This is a genomic window from Streptosporangium sp. OZ121 (genome assembly GCF_051918885.1).
Taxonomy (GTDB): Bacteria; Actinomycetota; Actinomycetes; order Streptosporangiales; family Streptosporangiaceae; genus Streptosporangium.
On record NZ_JBPXMC010000007.1, the window covers coordinates 343062 to 349897 of the forward strand.

The 6836-nt window shown below is 66.6% G+C and carries 6 protein-coding genes and 1 tRNA gene; 3 read left to right on the forward strand and 4 right to left on the reverse strand.

What is annotated here, in order from left to right:
- Positions 1 to 27 precede the first annotated feature (27 nt).
- Positions 28 to 879 carry a zinc metalloprotease HtpX gene (htpX, locus tag ACTOQ1_RS16845; RefSeq protein ID WP_362698260.1) on the forward strand — a complete coding sequence of 284 codons (852 nt, stop codon included), beginning with the start codon at positions 28 to 30 and terminating at the stop codon, positions 877 to 879.
- A 101-nt stretch (positions 880 to 980) separates the two neighbouring features.
- Here htpX and ACTOQ1_RS16850 read toward each other — a convergent pair whose 3' ends face one another.
- The 3 genes from ACTOQ1_RS16850 to ACTOQ1_RS16860 all read right to left on the reverse strand — a co-directional run bounded on the left by ACTOQ1_RS16850 (position 981) and on the right by ACTOQ1_RS16860 (position 3663).
- Positions 981 to 1682: a hypothetical protein gene (locus ACTOQ1_RS16850; protein WP_440068125.1), complete on the reverse strand. Its 702-nt coding sequence runs from the start codon at positions 1680 to 1682 to the stop codon at positions 981 to 983.
- 385 nt (positions 1683 to 2067) lie between these two features.
- On the reverse strand, positions 2068 to 2643 hold the full coding sequence (locus tag ACTOQ1_RS16855) for a pyridoxamine 5'-phosphate oxidase family protein (protein ID WP_440068127.1): 576 nt from the start codon (positions 2641 to 2643) through the stop codon (positions 2068 to 2070).
- A gap of 525 nt (positions 2644 to 3168) precedes the next feature.
- Positions 3169 to 3663 carry a YajQ family cyclic di-GMP-binding protein gene (locus tag ACTOQ1_RS16860; RefSeq protein WP_362698251.1) on the reverse strand — a complete coding sequence of 165 codons (495 nt, stop codon included), beginning with the start codon at positions 3661 to 3663 and terminating at the stop codon, positions 3169 to 3171.
- 490 nt (positions 3664 to 4153) lie between these two features.
- On the opposite strand from ACTOQ1_RS16860, the gene ACTOQ1_RS16865 reads away from it, so the two are divergent.
- Positions 4154 to 4238: transfer RNA gene (locus ACTOQ1_RS16865), tRNA-Tyr, on the forward strand.
- Between the two features lie 738 nt (positions 4239 to 4976).
- On the opposite strand, the gene ACTOQ1_RS16870 is transcribed toward ACTOQ1_RS16865, so the two are convergent.
- Positions 4977 to 6341, reverse strand: coding sequence for a tyrosine-type recombinase/integrase (locus ACTOQ1_RS16870; RefSeq protein ID WP_440068130.1), 1365 nt, complete (start codon positions 6339 to 6341; stop codon positions 4977 to 4979).
- 230 nt (positions 6342 to 6571) lie between these two features.
- On the opposite strand from ACTOQ1_RS16870, the gene ACTOQ1_RS16875 reads away from it, so the two are divergent.
- The gene (locus tag ACTOQ1_RS16875) at positions 6572 to 6835 is read left to right on the forward strand and encodes an IS110 family transposase (RefSeq protein ID WP_440068132.1); all 264 of its coding nucleotides are present in this window, start codon (positions 6572 to 6574) and stop codon (positions 6833 to 6835) included.
- Position 6836: the final 1 nt, after the last annotated feature.

A 6836-nucleotide genomic window follows, 5' to 3' on the forward strand; every position in this document is an offset into this window, starting at 1 on the left:
GTCAGCATCAACCGAAAGGGGGGTGTAGTGCACCACAACGGTCTGCGTACCGCGGTCCTTCTCGGCGCACTGTCCGCGGTGATCATCGTGGTGGGGGCGTGGTTCGGAGGCGGCACCGGCGTGCAGATCGCGGTCCTGGTCGCGCTGGCGACCAGCGGCGTCGCCTACTTCTTCTCCGACCGCATCGCGCTGTCGGCCATGCGCGCCCGGCCGGTGGGTGAGGTGGAGCAGCCGCTCCTCTACCGGATCGTGCGCGAGCTCTCCACCGAGGCCCGCCAGCCCATGCCCCGGCTCTACGTCTCGCCGACCATGCAGCCCAACGCCTTCGCGACGGGGCGCAACCCCCGCAACGCCGCGGTCTGCGTGACATACGGGATCACCCAACTCCTCGACGAGCGCGAGCTGCGCGGGGTCATCGGGCACGAGCTCTCCCACGTCTACAACCGCGACATCCTGATCTCCTCGGTGGCCGGCGCGCTCGCCACGATGATCACCTACCTCGGCTATGTCGGCTTGTTCTTCGGCGGCGGGGACGAGGACGAGGGCCCCGGGTTCATCGGCGCGATTCTCATGATCGTGCTCGGCCCGGTCGCGGCCGGAATGATCCAGATGGCCATCTCCCGCTCCCGCGAGTACCAGGCGGACGAGTCCGGTGCCCGGCTGACGGGTGATCCGCTCGCCCTCGCCTCGGCGCTGAGAAAGATCGAGATGGGCACCCGCCAGCTGCCCCTCCCGGAGAACGGCCGGATCGCCTCCGCCTCCCACCTGATGATCGCCAATCCCTTCCGCGGCGCCGGGATCGGCCGGATGTTCTCCACCCACCCGCCCACCGCCGAGCGTGTCGCCCGCCTGGAGCGCATGGCCGGCTACCGCCGCTGACCCCGCGCTTCCGTGCCGCCGTGAGCCTCTACGGTCCGTGAGGGGTCAGGGAGTCAGCCCGGTGACGATCGGGTCAGGCAGTCAGTCCGGTGACGATCGGGTCAGGGAGTCAGCCCGGTGACGATCGGGTTGTGGACGGACCCGGGCACGACGAAGCCACTCACCCGTTCCGTGCCGCCCGACTCCCGATCGACCCGATACCAGGTGTAGCGGGTGCCGCCCCCCTTCCTGATCCTGCGCGGGGTGACCGTCTGCAGGTCGAGACGGCCCGCGCGGTTCCAGCGCATCCGGGTCGGAGTCCTGTCGACGGGCACGGCGATGGGATCGTGCCTGGGGATGCCGCCGGTGGGCACGTTCCACAGACGGATCCCCGCGTCACGTGCCGTGAAGTGGGCGACGGTCTCGCCGTCCGGGCCGAGCGCGCCCCCCACCGGAACGCGCCCCCGCTCGGTGAAGGGCGACATCGAGTAGATCCCCGCCTGGAACGTGTCGTCCACCACGAGTACGAACTTCGCGTCAGGGCTGAAACTCCACGGTCGCAGGCCAGGTGGCACCGGGATGCTCTCCCCGCTGTACGTGTCCAGGATCCGGTGCTCCCAGCCGATGCCCAGCACCACGTACCGCCCGCCGGGAGAGAGATCGACCCGTGCCGCGCGCATGGCGTTCGACCACATCACTCCCGGCACGGCGCGCATCTCGCCGGTGGCCACCTCCCGCACCACCAGCGCCCCGCCCCGCCGCTGGAAGTACGCGACATACCTACCGTTTGGCGACAGGGCCAGCGGTGCTCGTTGCCTCCCCACGGAGAAAACCCGGGCGTCGGGGAGAGTGAGCACCCCACCGCCGCGTACCCAGAGTTTCCACGGAGCGCAGACACACCCGTCGAGTCCCGCGTACCGGACCGGAGGGCTCGCACCTCCGGCCTCCGCGGGGACGCCCGCCCCCATGACCATGGCGACCGTGCCGACGCAAACGCTCAAGCGGCAGAACAACCCCACTGAGGCCCCCCGAGTCTTCCGGACATACGGGGGGTGTCCGTCGCTTACCGGCTTACTGTACGCCCAGGGGAAGGCCGGCCGGAGGTGTCGCCGTGAGTGTCATCCGATCGCGGGGAGCGAGCGGAAACCCCTCCGGCGCAGGCGAACGGACCGGCCCCCGCGAGGGCCGGTCCCGGGGCGGCCGACCGGCTCAGGAGTGCTGCGTGACCGGGTCGGTCTCCTCTGCGGAAAGGCCGGGGATGCCGTCGATGCTCTCGCGGTTCTTCCGGGCCCGGTGGGTGCGCCGCTGCTGGACGTCTTTGCGTCCCGCCCACTCGTCCAGCAGCGTCCGGTCCTTCTCGAAGGACATGAACGGTACCGAGAAGCCGCAGGAATCGGAGATCCGGTCACAGTCGACGACGACGATCGACCGCACGCCCGGATGCGGGCCGAACTTCTTGATCAGTGTTGCGAAGTCGGGGTTCTCCGGTACGACGACCCGGCCGGTGCCGTACAGGCGGAGGATGTTGGGAGGGCCGGAGAAGGCGCAGAACATGACCGTGATGCGGCCGTTCTGGCGGAGATGGGCGATGGTCTCCACCCCGCTGCCGTCCAGGTCCAGGTAGGCGACGGTGGTGTCATCGAGGACGGCGAAGGTGTCGGCGTATCCCTTGGGGGACATGTTGACGTGGCCGCCCTGCTCGGGAGCCGTCGCCACGAAGTAGACCGGCTGCGCTCCGATGAACTCACGCAGCCGACCGTTAATCCTGTCATGAATTTTCCCCATAAACAGGACGATAATTCTTTATCGTTCGCCGGTCGGCACCGCGTCCAGTAGTTGCCTCCGACCGGGTGGGCCGTACCGGAATCCAGGCGGCTCGGCCTGGGCGGACCGCTGCTGGGACGTGAAGACGGGGTGGCCCCGGCGAGGTTCACGCTCAACACCAGCCCGAACCGACGGCTGGGGTCAGCCCGTAGAGCTCCCATCGAGCCCGGATCGCTTCAAAAGGACCGAGGTCGTTTCACTGGCACCCACTGCGGTCTTGCCCGAACTGGAGGAACCGATGCTGATCGGCGTGGTGCCCCCGGATCGCATGGTGAACGATCTCTTCAGGAGCGCGAGTCTTCGCCGGTTCACCCTGCACAGGTACCCAAGCGGGAGAGACCGCGTCGCTCACCTCCAGCGATGTATGAAACGGGTGAGCGGCCGGGGCACAAGAGATCCTCTTGCCCCGGCCGTATGCCCTGGATGCGCCCTCCCCGGAGCAGTAAGGTCCTGAAACCACAGGTCAGAGCCTCGGTTTCCCTTCTGCTAGCGGTAGTTCGAGAACTGAAGCGCGATCTCCAGGTCCTTACCCTTGAGAAGGGCGATGACCTCCTGCAGCTCGTCCCTCTTCTTGGAACTCACCCGCAGTTCCTCGCCCTGGATCTGGGCCTTGACGCCCTTGGGCCCCTCATCACGAATGATCTTCGAGATCTTCTTGGCGTGCTCCTGGTCGATGCCCTCCTTGAGGGTCACCAGAAGCCGGTACTCCTTGCCGGACAGCTTGGGCTCGTCCGCGTCCAGGATCTTGAGGGAGAGCCCCCGCTTGATCAGCTTGTCCTTGAAGACGTCGAGGACCGCGTTGGCGCGCTCCTCGCTGTTGGCCTTGATCTCAACGGCCTTCTGACCGCCCGACCAGGCGATGGTCGCGCCGGTGCCCTTGAAGTCGAATCGGTGCCCGACCTCCTTGACCGTCTGGTTCAGCGCGTTGTCTGCTTCCTGGTGGTCGATCTTGCTAACGATGTCGAACGATGAATCCGCCAAAGCTCAATCCCCTCTGACCTGCTGGAACTATCAATCGCCGCCCGGCTCCCGGAAGCCACGGACCTCGAATCGCGGTGGCGCCCGCGAGCCGGTTCGGTAGACGCGTACGTAACAGATCAGCCTAGCCAGCATCTCCCGCCGATGCCGAGGCGGAAGCGTGTCCCTCTCCCGCCATCAGCGGGTCCTGTCCCACTTCGGCGTGTCTCGTTTCCACTCCCGCCCTCCCGCTCGCCTTGGCGTGTCCCCGTTCCTTCGGTCTCCTCGCACCGCCTCCCGGCCATTCCTCGGAACCCCGGCCATTGAGGCCCGTCTCCCCGGCGCCACGACGCCTCTGGCGTCACTCCCTCCCCAGAGGACACCGGCACAAGCGGCGACATGCGTACCAAAAGTCCTGATAGGAGTGGGTATCGGGAGGTGCCCCGCGTCGATGTCACGTCACACCCGGAAGTCCGCTATTCTTCTTCCTGTCGCCGCCGCAAGCGGAGGACACGGCAGGTTGCCCGAGTGGTCAAAGGGAGCGGTCTGTAAAACCGTCGGCTCAGCCTACGCAGGTTCAAGTCCTGCACCTGCCACCAGCCAAACTGGCAGCTCAGAGGCCCTCCGGGGCCTCTTTTGCGTTTCCGGGACATGCAGCCGCAGGCAGCCAGAAGCAGCCGCATGTCACCACTCCACCAATATGCGTGCAATGATCTTGAAGGTGTTTTCCCAGGTCGTGCCGGGCTTTCCAGCGGCTCTGCAACGAGCATCGGCCTTTCGATGGCCTGCTGAGACGTGACAGGATGTGCCGCATGCTGACTCGAAGGAGCCGTGCCGCGTAGGCCGCCCAGCACTCTGCGTTCAGGGTGCCCTCGATCATCCGCCCCCACTCCGGCCAGGCAGATACCTGGAATCTCCCGTAAAACCCATGGCGCGATACGACGGCTGGAAGCCGAGCGTCTGTGGCTGAACGCCCTGGCCGACGCCTTGGACCAGTACGCAGGGTTTCTCCGGCACTCTGGCCGGTACCTCTACCTCCGTCCGGACGGGTTGCCGTGTTGCGACCCGGTAGAAGCTCGTGACCTCCTGGAAGAAGCCCTTCACGCCCTGCCTTCGTCTGCTCGATCTGAGCTCTGGCGAATCGTGGAGCCTCTGGACACGAAGTTCCGCGACCGGACCCTGCCTGATCCGGGGGCGGACGGCGGACGCTCTTCGATGTCAGGCGCATGGTGGCGCCATCGGCTGGCCGAGTGGTGATCATGTGAGGCTCCATAGGGTGCAGAACAAGCGAAAGGGTCCCGGATGGCTTCCGGGACCCTCTTCGTGCGACGAACACCTCAGCCGACCAGCGCGTCACCGATCCGCTGGTTCGCCAGATCTTTGTGGCCGTCGAGGCATTTGGCGTAGACCCGCAACAGGACGTCCACACTGTGCCCGGCCCGCTCCGCCACGTCGGGAGCCGAGACACCCGCGTTGAGCCAGAGAGAAACCGCCGCGTGCCTCAGGTCGTACGGTCTGCGAGCCAGGGGAGAGGCCACCTGAGCCGGAGTGAAGGCCAGCTTCCGGGCCTCCTGCCACACCTCGGTGTAGGCCGTCGACGCGATCACGCCGCCACGCTCGCTACGGAAGATCCGCCCGTCCACGCCGGTCCCGTACTCCTCGATGTGCCGACGAAGGATCGCGACCAGCTCCGGCGGGATCGGCACCGGACGTACGTCGGCACGGCCCCGGTGCTTGAGCCCCCGTTCCTCGTGGGCGTTTCCGCTGTCCGTCCAGTGCTTGTTGACCTCTGGCCGGGAGATGTCGACCGTCAGCCGCCCCCAGCCCTTGAGCGGAAGGTGGCAGTCCTGGAGTCGCAGGCCGACCGCCTCAGCCGGGCGCAGCGCCGCGTAGTACATGCAGGCGAACAGCGCCATGAGCCGCCGGCCACGACCACGCCCGCCCACGTAGCTCACCATCGTGAGCAGCTCTTGAGCCTGCCGGGGGTTGACCGCGACGCGAGGATCAACAGTCTCGGTGACCTTGGGCGGCTTCCACGTGACCTTGTGCAGCGGGTTGGCGTCCAATTCCTCCAGCTCCACCGCATACTCCAGCACGGCATGGAAGACGGCCCGCTTACGGGCAATCGTGTTCGGAGCCGCCGCCTTGCCGTCGAGGCGGAGGGCGAGCGCGTCGAGTGCCAGCCGTACCGTCTTGGCGTCGTTCAGGGCGGTCAGGTCGAGCGACGCGGGCTGAAGCCAGCGGGCCGCCTGTGCCATCTCCGGGGAAATCTCGGCCCTTTTGCTCTCCGGGAGGAGGAGGTGCTTCCGGAGAGCCGTCCGCATGATTTCGGCATCGGGACGGCCGGGACGGTCCTTGGTCAGCGAGGGGAGGACCGTGGCGAGCGCGTCTGACATGCTGTCCCGGCTCTTGGCCGCCGCGTGGGGCCACTTCATCTCGATGAAGGCCACGACGAACTCAAGGATGGTCCGGGCGTCCTTGGCCTTGATCATCGACAGAGGGAGACCGCTCTCGATGTCGAACGCCTCGCCCTGCTTGGCCGCCTGCCGCAGGTCCGACAGGAAGCTCTCGGCGAGTGCCTTGGTGCGATAGGTCTTCGAGGAGCGCTTCCGGGCGACCGCCCAGCGCACTACGTACGAAGGCGTCTTGCTCGACTTGTTCCGGCTGATCTCGAAGAACTTGACGTCGTACGAGGTGTTCACGCCGCCCTACCTTTCTGAGTGCGAGCACGCCTCGATTGGTGTAAAAAATCGGGGTGTGCGAACGAGGCAGGGATGGCTCTCACGCCGGCTGCCCGCGATGGCAAGGGAGGCTTGGCCCCCTGTCTCGTCGCTTCTCCTTGACCGCTGATTAGGCACTGCGATCGATCGCTATGTAGGGCATGGACGGCGAGGGGAGGCCGCACGTCGGTGACGGAGGGGAAAGGAGCAGCATGGCCGTCGCTGTGGGCATTGATGTGTCCAAGGAGTTCCACTGGGCTGAGATCAAGATCGCCGAGAGCGGCACGGTGCTGCTCAGCCGTCGCTTCGACAACACTCCCGGCGCCATCGGTGAGTTGATCGAGCAGATCGCCGCGGCGCAGGCCTCGCATGGTCCGGCCACTGTCGGGATCGACGTGCTGGGGGGCTCGCCCCGAAGTGTGGACACCGGTTGTTATGCGGCGAGCAGCACCCTATCGATGGTCTGCTACTCGTAGT